Genomic DNA, 14,096 nt, shown 5'->3' with positions numbered 1-14,096 from the left:
AACGGGTGCAGCCCTTTTGTGGGAAAATCGAAATGGCCGCCCTCTTCAGAAACCATAGAATCCTATCTGCAACAGGCATATTCCTCTGATTTTACCTATATTTCCAAAGCTGATATTGACGAGGAAAACTGGGTGTGGGACAGAGGAGAAGATTCTGCTGTATCTGCATTTGTATTTGAAGATGAAAATGGCATTTCATTTACTGCGATTGCCTACAGAACAAAACAAATGGTGGGAAGCTGCCCTGCTGTCAAAGAAAATTACCGCACCGCATTTGTCAACCAGCACATACAGGAACTATCTGAAGAATATCAGATAAATCTCACGCCGTTTGACTGCGGCATGTATGATACGAATGCTGTGATATCAGTAACCAGAGAAGATGACCTGACACCTGCACTAGACTTTATTACGGAAGCACTAAAAAATCAGCCTGTTCTCCTCGAACCGGGCATTGACCTTGGATGGTATCCCCTGCTTTGGTATTCCCATTCCCCAGAAATTTGCATTTCTTACCATCAGAAAGAATTGGAATCATATTCTGCCTTTTCACTTGAAACATTGGAATATGAAGTGGAACTTGAGAGATTAAAGCAGGAACTTTCCACTTTGCAGATGGCAAGGAGAGGAATCACAGATTAAATTCGGCGCACTGATCACTCATCTGCTATTTTTATGGACAAAATGGAGGTTTTTATGATACGAGAAATTGTTCCCACTGATTTTGACGGACTCATGACACTTTACATGCAGCTGCACAATAATCCACTTCCAGAAAAAAGCGATACCGTGCTTCGGTTATGGAATCAAATTATAAATGATAAAAACCACCATATTATTGTAGCAGAAGAGGACGGCAAAATCGTGGCATCCTGTGTTTGTGTGATCATTCCGAATTTAACGCATAATCAACAGCCTTATGCATTTGTGGAAAACATCATAACAGATAAAGCCTATCGAAAAAAAGGTCTTGCGAGCGCATGCCTCAATTACGCAAAGGAACTTGCTATACAGGAAAATTGCTATAAAATGATGTTGCTGACCGGCTCTAAAGAAGAGAGTATACTACATTTTTATGAACAAGCGGGCTATAACAGAAAAGACAAGACCGCTTTTATTCAGTGGATATAAACCAACCGAGGTGATCTCAATGACCCTACAACAGCTCCAATACATCATTGCCATTGCGGAGCACGGCTCCATCAGCGAGACGGCAAAACAGCTTTATATTGCCCAGCCTACTCTTTCCAGCGCTGTCCGAACGCTGGAAGAAGAATTTGGAATTACCATTTTCCACCGTTCTCCGCGGGGTATTACCCTAACAGAGGACGGCAGAGAATTTTTGTCCTATGCCCGGCAAGTGGTGGAACAGGCCGATCTTCTCCACCAGCACTATGGCGCCGTACGGAAAACCAGCCAGCGGTGTTCCATCTCCACCCAGCATTATGCCTTTGCAGTAGATGCCTTTGTACGGTTAGTGCAGCGACTTGCGCCGGAGGCATACGAGTTTACGCTCCGTGAAACACGCACCTATGAGATCATGGAAGATGTGCACAATTTCGACAGTGAAATTGGACTTCTCTATCTCAGCAGCTTCAACGAAAAGGTCATCTGCGCCATGCTGGAAGAATATGGGCTGGAGTTTCACTCCCTGGTAACAGCAGAACCTCATGTATTTCTTCGTGCCAACCATCCCCTTGCAGGAAAAGCTTCAGTTACCACAGTCGATCTGGAACCCTACCCGTTCCTCTGTTTTGAACAAGGTGTGCACAATTCATTTTATTTTGCAGAAGAATTGCTTAGCACCATGCCCCATCAGAAGTGCATCCGGGTCAGCGACCGGGCAACACTGTTCAATCTGCTCCGAGGCGTGCAGGGATATACCATTTGCAGCGGTATGGTCAGTGCAGAACTGAACGGTAACGATATTGTTTCTGTGCCGTTGAATACTGCCGAACGCATGGAGATCGGGTGGATCTCCAACCCGAAAACCCAGTCCAGCTGTGCAGCACAACTATATATTCAGGAACTGCGGCAAGTTCTGGAAGAGTATCAGAGAGCCAAAATTTAAGGCAATACCGCTGTCTCTGCAAACTTTTTGCAATACATCGACAATGGAAGGATTGACACTTGTTTCAAAATATGATATGATAAAAGTGTCCAATAAAAGGACATTTTCTATCAAACTTATAAAAATGAATTTTCAAGATGTAAAATGGAGGAACATTATGGAACTACTGAAAAACAAGGTGGCTTTTGTCACAGGCGGCACACGAGGCATTGGCTATGCCATTGTTAAAACATTTCTGGACAACGGCGCTACCGTAATACTATGCGGTTCAAAGCAAGCAAGCGCAGACAAAGCCGTTGCATCACTGAAAGCAGAAAATCCTGAATATCCGCTGGAAGGAATTGCACCTGACTTGTCAGATTATGCATCAGTGGAGAAAGCAATTCAGAATACAGCGGAAAAGTATGGAAAAATTGATATTGTGGTCAACAATGCCGGTATTTCTGCAAGCCAGCCTCTATATGACTATCTTCCGGAAGATTTTGACAAACTGATGTTATTGAATGTGAATGCATGCTTCTATACCGCTCGCGCAGCAGCACCGCTGATGAAGCAGAACGGCGGTGGTGTGATCCTGAACACATCGTCTATGGTGTCTATTTATGGCCAGCCTGCCGGTGTAGCTTATCCCACTTCTAAGTTTGCCGTAAACGGATTGACAAAATCTCTTGCAAGAGAGCTTGCAAGAGACAATATTCGTGTGAATGCCGTTGCCCCTGGCGTTACCAATACCGACATGGTCGCAGCTCTCCCGGAGCAAACAAGACAACGCATCTGCTCCACCATTCCACTTGGAAGAATCGGCGAACCGCAGGACATCGCTAACGCATTTCTCTATCTGGCAAGTGATCTGGCATCTTACGTTACCGGGGAAATCCTGTCTGTAGACGGCTGTGCAAGAGCCTGAGGAATTAAGGCAATACCCGACTGTATCTTCACAAAATGGTGTGCCAATCACCCAAAGAAAACTTATGCGCAAGACTTCCCTATGCGGTATTGCCCATAAGCACCAAAAGCGTCCTACACATTTCTGCGCAGGACGCTTTTAGAATATATCAATGCATTCGCTGACATCATAAAAATGCGGCAATATCATACCGAATAATTTCATTTGAGAGCCAATGCCAACGAAAATGAGAAGGTCAGGCATGTTTGATCAGTTTGGAATAGATCACTTCACTGGACTGGCTGCCGTCACACAGTTCTGCCTTCCGGTCAAGGGCACGATTACGAAAATAGACCACAAGATTCAGCGTTACCATAACCAGATTGAGCAGATAGACCACTAAAACATAGTTGATGCTGCCAGAAATACATTTCGCTGCTGTTCCAGCAATATAACCGGTTATCAAAAGAAGAAGGAATGGCAGACTCATTCCTTTTGCGCTTCTACATTTATAATTCTTGACCAGATTCATAGGCCAGCTGCATCCGAAGCAGACCAGCATCACCGTTTCTAATATTTCACTCATATTTTTTGTTATCCTCACAATCTCTCGCTTTACCGTTATTTTTGTGTTATGCCGGATAATACCGCAGGGCATCTGCCAGTGTCATATTTCTGTCAAACAGAAACGAACGCAGTGTGTGAAAAAAACGGATAGTATACGTGCCATCCAATTTTCCGCTGGGGCTGTCGGTGAATTCGCAGCCATATTCTTTGGTAAGTGTTCTGAGTGCACGGTTGAACTGCTTTGCCGCCGGGATCTGTTCATTGACAGAAACCAGGATCAGCCGACTTTTCGGCATGGCGGTGTGCAGCTGATATAGAAACCAGCGATAAGATTCTATCATCTCTTCCACAGTTTTTGTGCTGGACAATAATTCTTCTTCTCCGAAATGCAGCAGAATTGCTCTGGGCTTCAGAGGTTCGATACAGGCAGCAATATAATGCTCCGCTTCCTCAATGGTCAGCTCCTCGACGCTGCGGTTATAAATGGGCACATCAATGTTGTAATCCTGTGTCAGTTCATTCAGCGGGATGTGCGATGCCGCAGTTGAACCAAACAGTACAACACCTCCCTGTTCCGCCACTTTGTTTAATGCGTCGTACTCTGAAATAACATCCAATTGTTTTTTCATATACATAATAGCTCCCTCCCGTTTTGACCGCCGCTGCGACGGTGTGTTCTCATGGGCATTTTCCCCTGGAACATTTTTATTATAGCATCTGCAAAACCATTTGTCTAATATATAATTCTTCATGGTTTCATAGCTTATAAACTATGAAATAGAGCGAAAAATGAGGGATTCATACGATTTTTGCATAAATTTATAGGTTCTATATTATAGATAAAGCGGAAACGCACAAAATTTCTCTTACATTGAAATAAAAACTGGTGCATCTGTGCAAAGCCCAACGCCGCCAGGTGTTCTTTGTGTATATTGCTTTTGTATAAAACTTGACAATCCTCGAAGCCTATGCTATACTATAAATTAGTGTATTTCGGCTGAATGCCGAAGAATTACAGCAAAAAAGGATGGAAACTGCAATGAAATTAGGTATGGTCGGGCTTCCCAATGTTGGAAAAAGCACGCTCTTTAATGCATTGACAAATGCAGGCGCAGAATCGGCAAACTACCCTTTCTGCACCATTGAAAAAAATGTGGGCATCGTCTCTGTGCCAGACTCACGCCTGGACAAACTGGCAGAAATGTACGATCCGGACAAGTTCACACCAGCGACGCTGGAATTCGTGGATATTGCCGGTCTGGTAAAAGGCGCATCCAAGGGCGAAGGTCTGGGTAACAAATTTCTGGGGGATATCCGTGAAGTAGATGCCATTGTCCATGTGGTACGCTGTTTTGAGGATGACAATATTATCCATGTAGACGGCAGGATCAACCCGGCTTCGGATATCGAAACCATCAACCTGGAACTGATCTTTTCTGATATGGAAATGGTAGCTCGCCGGATCGACCGCACAAAAAAAGCGCTGAAAGGTGACAAAAAATTACAGGTACAGGTGGACTTTCTGGAACGACTCCAGGCACATTTGGAAGAAGGCAAATCTGCCCGTGGATTTGACTTCACAGAAGACGAGCTTGTCTGGATGCATGACATGCCCTTACTTTCTGCAAAGCCGGTGATCTATGCGGCAAACATGAGCGAAGAGAACTTCCGCAATAACATTGATACCAACGAACATTATCAGACGGTCTGCAAGATTGCCCAGGAGGAACACGCTGCTGTACTTCCCATCTGTGCCAGAATGGAGGCGGAGATCGCTGACATGGAGCCGGATGATAAAGCTATGTTCCTGGAGGATTTGGGACTGGAGGAATCGGGTCTGAACCGGATCATCCGGGAGGGTTATGCACTGTTGGGATTGATCTCCTACCTGACTGCCGGAAAGCAGGAGGTTCGTGCCTGGACGATCACCAAGGGCACTCGTGCACCGCAGGCAGCCGGAAAGATCCACACGGACTTCGAAAAGGGCTTCATCCGTGCCGAAGTCGTTTCTTATGACGATTTGATGGCTTGCGGTTCCATGACTGCTGCAAAGGAAAAGGGGCTGGTTCGTCTGGAAGGAAAAGATTATGTAATGCAGGACGGCGACATTGTGCTGTTCCGGTTTAACGTATAAGAACCATTAAGGCAATACCGCACAAAGCCACCAGGCATTCTTTGTGCGGTATTGCCTTAACAATTTTTCGGCAAGTGCGGTACTATCTTTATACGTGTACCCGAAAAAGTCCGTGCTGATTACAATAGGCATAAATCCAGCCGTGTCCTCGCATCGGGAGACATACTTCCGGATTTTGTTCCGGGTAGAGCTTTGTCAGAATGACCCGGTCGGATGTGACGCAGGCGAAAAAAGAAATGTAATGTGACTTTGTCATAGGATGTGCGATGCGTACATAGCGTTCGCCATCCACAAGTTCCAGATGCATGAAATGGGCTTCATCCGGTTCTTCCGGCTGGAGCGGCGGAAGACTGATTCCGCAACAATTGAAAGCGCCCTCACCTGCGGCATAGATCACGTTGCCGCAGACCGGGCAGACATAAAATTGTGTATGCAGCATATTGGCGCTGCGATTGGTGTTAGTAATATACTCCCCTGTCAGTCAAAAGTTCGGCAACAGATACGCTCAGTGCCTTTGCCAGTGGTTCCAGCAGTGTAATATCCGGGAGACCTTTTCCGGTTTCCCATTTGGAGATGGTTTTGTGGCTGACAAAAAGCTGTTCAGCTAGTTGGCGTTGGGTAAATCCCCGTTTTTCCCGCAATGTTTGAATGATCTGGCCAGTAACATAACAATTCATGTGATTTTTCTCCTTTTTGAGAATTTTCGAGAAAGCTTTTGGGCAATACTGCATAATTATTGTTGTATAGATGTGCAGTAGATGTAAGAGTCGGTAATTATGCAGTATTGCCTTCTATATTTTAGTATAGCAGAATGTCCGCAGTTTGGCAACCTGCGCTTCGTAGACCAAATGACGGTTGATACAGGATGAAAGCGATAAAATATGTGATTTTCATTCTTGACAAAATGCAAAAAATATGCTATACTAAAAATGTTCTAAGATGAATGTGGTGAAATTACCAAAAGTGCTGGCTTCTTGCTACGTTATTGCATCGAAAAATAAATCAACACAATCAACTGTAGCTGTCCCAGTATACAATTACCAGCAAAATTTAATATGCGCCTGTGGTGAAACTGGCAGACACGCAAGATTTCATTTGCGTTACTACATTGAAAAATAAAATCCGTATGAACTGCGGCTGTCGGTAGTATAAATTTGGCAGCAAAAACTTAATATGCGGGTGTGGTGAAATTGGCAGACACGTTAGATTTAGGTTCTAATGCCCTATGGTGTGCAGGTTCAAGTCCTGTCACCCGCACCAACAACAAAAGTCCCTGTTTCAGGGACTTTTGTTCATATAAGTATATAAAAAGAATTGGCATGCACCTTAGCTTTACACATTACGTAAAACTGAGTGTATGCCAATTTTCTTAATTACGCAATTTCACTTTCCACATAAACCGCCACGCTATCCTCAAAAATCCCCGTTAAACTCAAGCCTGATATCAAGGCTTTTATCCTCGTTCCGATAAACTACAATTCTGCGGACAAGAGTCCTGAGTTGTGCATCAGAAAACTCCCCTTTTTCCAGAATTACATCAAGCATTTCTGCGGTACTTTCATTTTGGATAAGTCTCTTGACCTTGACAGTAGTCTGTGCCTTTACACATCTCATTTTGTATTTTCATGTTCATAAGTACGCATTGCACTCTGTCTTTTCCCGTTTGAAACTCCCACCTATGGGGGTTATTTATATGGGAGATCTCAAGAAGAACGCATGACCGATTCTTGGCGCAGAAACAAAAAAAGTGTATCAACTTGAAAAGAAACGTCTTTTCTGGAAAAGGCGTTCTTTTTTTCTGCTGGATGAGAAAGAGACTTTCTAAAATTCAATTTTTTCTGGAAATTCACTTTTTTTGCTGTATTCTCTTGACATTTTCCTATTCATTGCGTATAATGAACATATGAACAATCGTTCAAATAAAAACGCATAGGAGGATTTAAAATGCGAAAGATATATCGTATGGAGAACCTGGACTGCGCAAATTGCGCAGCAAAGATGGAGATAGCCATTCAGGCACTGGAGGGCGTACAGTCTGCGACGATAAGCTTTATGACCCAGAAGCTGACCATTGAGGCGGAGGAAGCAGATTTCCCAAAAATCCTGAAAGCAGCACAGAAGTGCGTGCGCAAGGTGGAGCCGGATTGTGAGATCATTGTCAAGTAACACCGATGTTCAATTTAATGTAAAGCCAAAGCAACATCAAAAAATGTTTCTGACCGTTTTAAAAAACTTTATTGCTGAGCAGCCTTTTTGAAAATGCGGAAGGAATCGTTTTGGGGTTATATACCAAAGAAAACCAGGAGAGGAATACCTTATGACACGACAACAACGAAAAATACTCATTAAAATCCTAATTGGCGGTGTGCTGTTTGCAGCAGCAATGCTTGTGACACACTCGCTTACACTGCCATGGTGGGGCGAACTGATGATTTTCCTTTCCGTTTATCTAGTGCCAGGCTGGAGTGTTCTTGCAAAGGCAATACGGAATATTGCCCACGGTCAGGTATTCGATGAAAACTTCCTGATGACCATTGCGTCCATTGCCGCTTTTGCCATCGGTGAATATCCTGAGGCAGTGGAAGTAATTCTGTTTTATCAGGTGGGCGAACTGTTCGAAAAGATCGCTGTGGGACGTTCCCGCCAGGCGGTGTCCGATCTCCTGGATCTATGTCCGGATGAGGCAACGGTACTCCGAGACGGAAAACCCGAGACAGTTCTGGTGGAAGAAGTTGCTGTAGGAGAGCATATTCTGGTACGACCAGGAGAAAAATTTCCCCTGGATGCCGAGATCTTTCAGGGGCACACAACCATTGATACCGCTGCCCTCACGGGAGAGTCCATGCCCGTATCTGCGACGTCTGGAGACGCTGTTTGCAGCGGCTGTGTAAACCTCAGCGGCGCAGTGGAGCTTGTGGTCACAAAGCCGGCTTCGGAATCCACCGCATCCAAAATCATGGAACTGGTGGAAACCTCCGCCTCCCAGAAGGCAAAGACCGAACAGTTTATTACCCGGTTTTCCCGGTATTATACGCCCTGTGTAGTCATTGCAGCCGTGATCCTTGCCATCGTGCCGCCGCTGATCACCGGGCAGGCATTTTCAGATTGGATCTATCGGGCACTGACATTCTTGATTATTTCGTGCCCGTGTGCACTGGTGATTTCCGTCCCTTTGAGCTTTTTCGGCGGAATCGGCTGCGCTTCGAAAAACGGTATTTTGGTTAAGGGCAGCAACTATCTGGAAGCACTGGCACATGCCCAAACGGTAGTCATGGATAAGACAGGTACTCTAACTCAGGGAAAATTCCGTGTGACTAAGCAGTATGCTTTGGAAATTTCTGAAGAAGAACAGCTGGAACTGGCGGCGTTGGCGGAATCTGCATCCAATCACCCCATTGCTCAGTCTCTGCGGGATGCCTATGGAAAACCGTTGAATAGCGCACGTGTGGCAGAAATCCAGGAACGTGCTGGGCATGGTGTTTCGGCATTGGTGGACGGCAGACAGGTTCTCGCCGGAAATGCAGCCTATCTGGAAGATACTGGATTGAAACCAACAGTGCCTGACGGCAGCGGTACAGCGGTACATGTGGCAGTGGACGGCGTTTATACCGGATATTTGCTTATTGCAGATAGCATAAAGCCGGATGCGGCAGAAGCAGTGCAGATACTTCGGAAGTCTGGCGTCACATGCGTGGCAATGCTCACCGGAGACAGCGAATCTGCAGCGCAGGAAGTGGGTGAGACACTGCATCTGGATGCAGTGCACGCAAAGTGTCTCCCCACAGATAAGGTACAGCATATGCAGGAATACCGAAAAAAGCTAAACAAGGGGAAAACATTGGTCTTTGTGGGCGATGGTATGAACGATGCACCGGTTCTGGCACAGTCGGATGTGGGTGTGGCAATGGGTGGCCTTGGCTCTGATGCGGCAATTGCAGCGGCGGATCTGGTCATTCTGGATGACAAACCCTCAAAGCTGGGTACGGCGCTGCAGATCGCCAAAAAGACCATGGGTATTGCACAGCAGAATATCGCATTTGCATTGGGCGTCAAAGCAATCGTCCTGGTGCTGGGTGCTTGTGGTCTGGCACATATCGGCGCAGCAGTCTTTGCAGATGTAGGTGTTTCCGTAATTGCCATCCTTAACTCCATGCGAGCGATGCGTGCGGTAAAATCGAAGAACAAATAAAAGGAACGACAGATCTTGCACATGATGAGATCTGTCGTTCCTTTGTTATAGTGTAATTTTTTATTGAGAAGAATAATCTTCCCGTGTCAGAGCACCTTCAGAATTATAAATAGCAATGAGCGTGTTATCATCCGTATATTCGCCCAGATACGGCGCATACCACAGCCCGAAGAAAGACCACACGGCGTTGTCCCGGAACATGGCGTTCATATCGGGAACTGTGCTGCACTCACTGATGGCAAGGATTTTTCCCGGCGCCATATTCCGCAGTGCCACATATTGTTCATAGCGGCTGCCATATACCTCCTCCTTGTCTACGTAGAGATCAAGTGATGCAATGTCATACTGGGATTCATCTACCAGATAGCTGCTGCTCTGTCCGTTCCAGACCCAAAGCAGATTGTTCAGCTGGTGGTACTCCGTCATACGGGTATACATCAAGTTCCACAGCCAACGATAAGCATCCGCACCAGACGAGCCCCACCAGTACCAGCCGCCGCCGGCTTCTGGCAGAGGACGCCACAGCACTGGCACATCTGCATCCGCCAAAGGCTGCATTGCCTCGGAAATGGTGTCAATATCTTGGATCAGGGCATAACAGTTCTGGGATATCTCACCGTTTTCTGCCATTCCAGACAGTTCCTGGGGCGAACGCATGGCAACATCGGCATCTGTCATTGCCGCTGTCAGATCGAAGGAGGCATCTTCGGCATAAATGGTTGCAGTTCCCATAGGTGCATTCCAAAGCCAGGACAGCCCAACAACGCCGCCTTCTTCCGCCCAAGCAAGGCTGTCATCCACAGCAGTTGCCTTCTGAGGATCACCGCCGTTGGGGGAATATGCGCCCATGTCCGCCAATCGGATCATGGGATACTTCCCGGTAACAGTATAAATCTGATCCAGTTCCTTGTCAGAGCTGTCCGAAGCGTACTGTCCGGTAATGATCTTAGAGCCATAATTTTCTGCCATGAAATGATACAGTTGTTTTGTATTTGCTGTAGCATTTAAATTGACCGGTGTTCCGTCAATCTCTGCGGCCTCATCATAGAGACTAGTATTATTGGCCAATTCTATACAGTCAATATCCACAAGACCATCCACTGGAACAATGGATAATTCACAAGTGCCGGCAGACAGGAAGATTCCTTGTACGGTGACACGCATAAAATTCTCCGTTGCATCTGTAGTCATGGTATACACCGGTTCGCCATTGGCAAGGATTTTGCAGGTAGACGCCGCACCGGAGCCTACCACCACAGTGATATCATAGTGCTGGGTGGCTGGAATTTCTGCCATCAGTACAAGACTGCTGTTGTTTTTCGCATCCAATCCTTTCAAATATCCCGTCCCAGAATATCCCAGGCGGGGCAGCATTGCTACAGAACAGCCGGAAGGAATCGCCGCATCTTCTGCTTCCAGTTTTAGAGATACATCCTGCCGTGTGATCTCCGGCACTTGTAAAGCCACGGCGGCATGCTGGGGTGCGGTTGTTTCCGTAGCTGCTTCTGTTTCCAGCTGAGTCACCGGCGTCGCCGTCAGTGCGCCGTCCAATTCTGGCTCCTGTTCAATTTGGGCACAACCTGTCAGCATCAGCATTGCCGCCAATAATGTGAAAATTCGTTGTTTTCTCAATTTATCATCTCCTGGTCTTTGGGCAACACCGCACAAAGACCGTCTAACAGCTTTGCACGTCATATGCTCGCATCTTTTCCGTCATATTTCACAAAAATGCTCATGAATACACAAAGTACTTGTGCCCGTGGGTATTCACTCCGCTTTTTGTTTCATCTGACGAAAAATCTGACGAAATTTATGCTCGTAGAGTACATCTGACGTACAATCTTTGTGCGGTATTGCCCTCGGAATGCTGTCAACAACAGGTATTTCAACGATCATACACGGATTCGATATGTTGCTCCTGCTTCTGTGGGGAAGGTCAGCAGTGCACCGTCAATACGTGCATCCACTGATCCGGCATCGCTGCTGACGCTGATAACGGTATTGGCACGTACTGTACAGGGCTTTCCTGCCAAAGAACGGATCACTGCCGATTCCAGCTTACCCTGGTGCCAGGCAATGTCTACTTCAAAGCCGCCGCGTGCACGCAGACCGCAGATATTACCGTCCGGCCACGATTCCGGCAATGCCGGCAACAGGTTGATCTCACCCCGGTGACTTTGCAGCAGACATTCTGCAATTGCCGCTGTACCGCCGAAATTGCCGTCGATCTGGAAGGGTGGATGGGAATCCAACAGATTGGGGTTGGTAGACCATGTTAAAAGCTTCTGCAAGTTCTCATATGCCGAGTTCTTATCCAGCAATCTTGCCCACATGTTGATGATCCATGCACGGCTCCAGCCTGTATGACCGCCACCGTAGGTCAGACGTCGGATCAGGGTCGCACGTGCTGCCTTGCCCAATTCCGGCGTATGATATGGTGTGATGAGATCTGCCGGATATAGAGCAAACAGCTGGGAAATATGCCGATGACCGATCTCAACCTCTTCATAATCCTTTGCCCATTCCTGGATCTGACCATACTTGCCCACCTTCAGAGGCGGCAGCTTCTGGAGTAGTTCCTCCAGCTGTGCGGCAAATGCTTCGTCACGCCCCAGAAGCTTGCTGCTTTCAATAACATTCCGGAACAGCACTGTGAGGATCTCTGTATCCATAAAAGGTCCGCTGCACAGACTGCCCTTTGTTCCTCGTTCTGTCTTATAGGTGTTTTCCGGCGATACAGAAGGACAAGTCACAAGTTCACCGGCTTCGTTTTCGGTCAGATAATCTACAAAAAACAGCGCAGCCTCCCGCATTGCTTCGTAGTGCTGATCCAGGAACTCCAGATCCTGGGTGAACTCATAATGCTCAAAAATATGCAGACACAGCCACGCTGCACCCATAGGCCAGATGGTAGCCGGCATCCACAGATCCTGAGGAGCTGTGTCGCCCCAGATGTCCGTATTGTGATGACAGACAAAGCCCCGGCACCCATACATTGCTTGGGCAGTTTCCCGACCAGGCACACGCATTCGTTCGATGAGGTCGAACAGAGGCAAGTGGCATTCCGATAGATTGCACACCTCCGCCGGCCAGTAGTTCATCTCGGTATTGATATTGATGGTAAAACGGCAGCCCCACGCCGGCCACATGTCTTGATTCCAGATGCCCTGGAGATTCATAGGCTGTGTGCCAGGACGGCTTGCGGACAGCATGAGGTATCTCCCATAGTTGAAATAGAGCACTGCCAGCTTGCTGTCATGAATTTGCAGCTTGCATTCCTTATGGTCGCCCTCATCACCTCTCAGACGGAGCAGACGCTCATCGGTGGGAAGTACACTGCCGCCCTCACTGTTGTCCGGCAGGGTAAAGCGAACCCGACGGAACTTTTCCTGATATTCCGTCAGATGGCGGTACAGCAGTTCCTCATAGCTGCAATCCGCAGCATAAGATGCATCCAGTTTTGCGGCATCTTCATACTGCTCCCCGTGATAGAAACTGGTACCCACGCTCAAAAGCAGTGTTGCTTCGTTGGCATGTTCTACTACCAGAGAACCGCCCACTGTGTGGATGGAGCCGCCTTCGGTAAAGCCCGTCAGTGCTGCGGCAAAGAAAATACCATCCTGGCTGCCTGTGCCGCCTGTATAAACGATCATATTATCATAATCTGTACAAGGACGACAGTCATCATAATAATCATCCCGTCCATCCACTGTAGCACGAAAATTGATCTTTCCCGGCTCACTGGCGGCAATATGCAGCACGAGGACACGATCCGGCTCGGACACAAACATTTCCCGGACGTAGGTCACATCGTTTGCCGTAAAACGTACCGAGGCCAGTGCCTGTTCCAAATCCAGACTGCGCTGGTACTGCTTTGCTTTGCCGTCAAAATCCATATGCAGATTCAAATTACCCAGGGGCATATAGTGCCGGGAATTTGGTGTTACGCCCTGCATTTTCTGGAATGCGATCTCCTCGGCTTCGGCAATACGTTCCTCTTTCAGCAGGGCTCGCACTTCTTCCAGTCCCTCAAGGGCATCGGGATTGTTCCGGTTTCGCTTTCCGCCGGACCAGACGGAATCCTCATTTAACTTGAGAACCTCATCTGCCGCACCGCCGAATACCATAGCTCCGATCCTGCCGTTTCCGATCGGCAGTGCGTGGTCAAAATCTTCCGCCGGCTGTTTATACCAGAGCATTGTCTCCGCATCCATCATATACAGCACCTCCATTTTTCTCTATTTCAACG

14 protein-coding genes and 1 tRNA gene are annotated in these 14,096 nt (G+C 47.2%); 8 read left to right on the top strand and 7 right to left on the bottom strand.

Annotation, left to right across the window (positions count from 1 at the left end):
* The first annotated feature begins 18 nt into the window (after window positions 1–18).
* The 4 genes from QZ375_RS05500 (at window position 19) to QZ375_RS05485 (ending at window position 2,978) form a co-directional block, all read left to right on the top strand.
* Entirely contained in the window at window positions 19–642 is a 624-nt protein-coding gene (locus QZ375_RS05500; RefSeq protein WP_295216467.1) for a hypothetical protein, read from the top strand.
* A gap of 54 nt (window positions 643–696) precedes the next feature.
* Window positions 697–1,131, top strand: a complete 435-nt coding sequence (locus QZ375_RS05495; RefSeq protein WP_295216464.1) for a GNAT family N-acetyltransferase — start codon at window positions 697–699, stop codon at window positions 1,129–1,131.
* A 19-nt stretch (window positions 1,132–1,150) separates the two neighbouring features.
* Entirely contained in the window at window positions 1,151–2,071 is a 921-nt protein-coding gene (locus tag QZ375_RS05490; RefSeq protein ID WP_295216461.1) for a LysR family transcriptional regulator, read from the top strand.
* Between the two features lie 157 nt (window positions 2,072–2,228).
* On the top strand, window positions 2,229–2,978 hold the full coding sequence (locus QZ375_RS05485; protein ID WP_295216458.1) for an SDR family NAD(P)-dependent oxidoreductase: 750 nt from the start codon (window positions 2,229–2,231) through the stop codon (window positions 2,976–2,978).
* A gap of 235 nt (window positions 2,979–3,213) precedes the next feature.
* Here the strand turns inward: QZ375_RS05485 and QZ375_RS05480 are convergent, their stop codons facing one another.
* Window positions 3,214–3,543 carry a PQ-loop repeat-containing protein gene (locus tag QZ375_RS05480; protein WP_295216454.1) on the bottom strand — a complete coding sequence of 110 codons (330 nt, stop codon included), beginning with the start codon at window positions 3,541–3,543 and terminating at the stop codon, window positions 3,214–3,216.
* Window positions 3,544–3,589: 46 nt separating this feature from the next.
* A complete protein-coding gene (locus QZ375_RS05475; protein ID WP_295216452.1) occupies window positions 3,590–4,159 on the bottom strand; it encodes a hypothetical protein in 570 nt (189 codons plus the stop codon).
* A gap of 404 nt (window positions 4,160–4,563) precedes the next feature.
* On the opposite strand from QZ375_RS05475, the gene ychF reads away from it, so the two are divergent.
* On the top strand, window positions 4,564–5,658 hold the full coding sequence (gene ychF / locus QZ375_RS05470) for a redox-regulated ATPase YchF (RefSeq protein ID WP_295216449.1): 1,095 nt from the start codon (window positions 4,564–4,566) through the stop codon (window positions 5,656–5,658).
* 88 nt (window positions 5,659–5,746) lie between these two features.
* Here ychF and QZ375_RS14255 read toward each other — a convergent pair whose 3' ends face one another.
* Window positions 5,747–6,097: a desulfoferrodoxin family protein gene (locus tag QZ375_RS14255; protein ID WP_365728400.1), complete on the bottom strand. Its 351-nt coding sequence runs from the start codon at window positions 6,095–6,097 to the stop codon at window positions 5,747–5,749.
* 19 nt (window positions 6,098–6,116) lie between these two features.
* Window positions 6,117–6,335, bottom strand: coding sequence for a helix-turn-helix transcriptional regulator (locus QZ375_RS14250; RefSeq protein WP_365728398.1), 219 nt, complete (start codon window positions 6,333–6,335; stop codon window positions 6,117–6,119).
* Between the two features lie 498 nt (window positions 6,336–6,833).
* Between QZ375_RS14250 and QZ375_RS05460 the strand changes: the two genes are divergently transcribed.
* Window positions 6,834–6,918, top strand: a tRNA-Leu gene (locus QZ375_RS05460).
* A 153-nt stretch (window positions 6,919–7,071) separates the two neighbouring features.
* Here QZ375_RS05460 and QZ375_RS05455 read toward each other — a convergent pair.
* Window positions 7,072–7,272, bottom strand: coding sequence for a hypothetical protein (locus tag QZ375_RS05455; RefSeq protein WP_295216446.1), 201 nt, complete (start codon window positions 7,270–7,272; stop codon window positions 7,072–7,074).
* A gap of 330 nt (window positions 7,273–7,602) precedes the next feature.
* On the opposite strand from QZ375_RS05455, the gene QZ375_RS05450 reads away from it, so the two are divergent.
* Both QZ375_RS05450 and QZ375_RS05445 read left to right on the top strand, forming a co-directional pair.
* Window positions 7,603–7,824, top strand: a complete 222-nt coding sequence (locus tag QZ375_RS05450) for a heavy metal-associated domain-containing protein (protein ID WP_295216444.1) — start codon at window positions 7,603–7,605, stop codon at window positions 7,822–7,824.
* A 151-nt stretch (window positions 7,825–7,975) separates the two neighbouring features.
* Entirely contained in the window at window positions 7,976–9,847 is a 1,872-nt protein-coding gene (locus QZ375_RS05445) for a heavy metal translocating P-type ATPase (protein WP_295216441.1), read from the top strand.
* A gap of 60 nt (window positions 9,848–9,907) precedes the next feature.
* Here QZ375_RS05445 and QZ375_RS05440 read toward each other — a convergent pair whose 3' ends face one another.
* On the bottom strand, window positions 9,908–11,479 hold the full coding sequence (locus tag QZ375_RS05440) for a glycosyl hydrolase (RefSeq protein ID WP_295216438.1): 1,572 nt from the start codon (window positions 11,477–11,479) through the stop codon (window positions 9,908–9,910).
* A 260-nt stretch (window positions 11,480–11,739) separates the two neighbouring features.
* Window positions 11,740–14,064, bottom strand: coding sequence for a glycoside hydrolase family 95 protein (locus QZ375_RS05435; RefSeq protein ID WP_295216435.1), 2,325 nt, complete (start codon window positions 14,062–14,064; stop codon window positions 11,740–11,742).
* Between the last annotated feature and the right edge of the window lie 32 nt (window positions 14,065–14,096).

Origin of the sequence: Ruminococcus sp. (assembly GCF_019417665.1) — a bacterium.
In the GTDB taxonomy this organism is placed as follows: Bacteria; Bacillota; Clostridia; order Oscillospirales; family Ruminococcaceae; genus Ruminococcus_C.
Note: the sequence above shows the minus strand (reverse complement) of the source record. Positions and strands in the feature narration are given on the sequence as shown.

Coding starts and splice junctions, on each gene's coding strand:
- QZ375_RS05485 (WP_295216458.1), top strand. CDS start 2,229: ATGGAACTACTGAAAAACAAGGTGGCTTTTGTCACAGGCGGCACACGA.
- QZ375_RS05495 (WP_295216464.1), top strand. CDS start 697: ATGATACGAGAAATTGTTCCCACTGATTTTGACGGACTCATGACACTT.
- ychF (WP_295216449.1), top strand. CDS start 4,564: ATGAAATTAGGTATGGTCGGGCTTCCCAATGTTGGAAAAAGCACGCTC.
- QZ375_RS05445 (WP_295216441.1), top strand. CDS start 7,976: ATGACACGACAACAACGAAAAATACTCATTAAAATCCTAATTGGCGGT.
- QZ375_RS05450 (WP_295216444.1), top strand. CDS start 7,603: ATGCGAAAGATATATCGTATGGAGAACCTGGACTGCGCAAATTGCGCA.
- QZ375_RS14250 (WP_365728398.1), bottom strand. CDS start 6,335: ATGAATTGTTATGTTACTGGCCAGATCATTCAAACATTGCGGGAAAAA.
- QZ375_RS05480 (WP_295216454.1), bottom strand. CDS start 3,543: ATGAGTGAAATATTAGAAACGGTGATGCTGGTCTGCTTCGGATGCAGC.
- QZ375_RS05490 (WP_295216461.1), top strand. CDS start 1,151: ATGACCCTACAACAGCTCCAATACATCATTGCCATTGCGGAGCACGGC.
- QZ375_RS05455 (WP_295216446.1), bottom strand. CDS start 7,272: ATGAGATGTGTAAAGGCACAGACTACTGTCAAGGTCAAGAGACTTATC.
- QZ375_RS14255 (WP_365728400.1), bottom strand. CDS start 6,097: ATGCTGCATACACAATTTTATGTCTGCCCGGTCTGCGGCAACGTGATC.
- QZ375_RS05475 (WP_295216452.1), bottom strand. CDS start 4,159: ATGTATATGAAAAAACAATTGGATGTTATTTCAGAGTACGACGCATTA.
- QZ375_RS05435 (WP_295216435.1), bottom strand. CDS start 14,064: ATGATGGATGCGGAGACAATGCTCTGGTATAAACAGCCGGCGGAAGAT.